The sequence below is a fragment of the Streptomyces longispororuber genome, from assembly GCF_024448165.1.
Taxonomy (GTDB): Bacteria; Actinomycetota; Actinomycetes; order Streptomycetales; family Streptomycetaceae; genus Streptomyces; species Streptomyces longispororuber_A.
In genome coordinates, this window is sequence record NZ_JAMOLN010000436.1 from 1 (window position 1) to 616 (window position 616).

Below are 616 nucleotides of genomic sequence, written 5' to 3' on the forward strand. Positions count from 1 at the left end.
AAATCTTCCAACTCTCGTGACGTGATGACGACTTGGCGACTCAGAGAGTCAGCGACTAGATGAACTTCTGGCCCGCGAGGAACTCGGCGAGCTGCCTGCCGCCCTCGCCCTCGTCCTTGACGATCGTGCCCGCCGTGCGCGCCGGACGCTCCGCGGCCGCCTCGACCTTCGTCCAGGCACCCTCCAGACCGACCTCCTCGGCCTCGATGTCGAGGTCGGACAGGTCCCAGGACTCCACCGGCTTCTTCTTCGCCGCCATGATCCCCTTGAACGACGGGTACCGCGCCTCACCCGACTGGTCGGTCACCGACACCACCGCCGGCAGCGCCGCCTCCAACTGCTCCGAGGCCGCATCCCCGTCCCGGCGCCCGGTCACCGTGCCACCGGCCACCGCCACCTCGGACAGCAGCGTCACCTGCGGCACCCCCAGCCGCTCCGCGACCAGCGCCGGCACGATACCCGCCGTACCGTCGGTCGACGCCATCCCCGACACGACCAGGTCAAAGCCCGCCTTCTCGATCGCCTTCGCCAGCACCAGCGACGTACCGATCGCATCCGTGCCGTGCAGATCGTCGTCCTCGACATGGATCGCCTTGTCCGCACCCATCGACAACGT

At 68.3% G+C, this 616-nt stretch carries 1 protein-coding gene; it reads right to left on the reverse strand.

The genetic code is table 11. The features are described 5' to 3' along the window. Positions 1–55 precede the first annotated feature (55 nt). On the reverse strand, positions 56–616 hold a 561-nt coding region (locus tag M4J07_RS47730), incomplete at its 5' end, for an electron transfer flavoprotein subunit beta/FixA family protein (protein WP_255983661.1).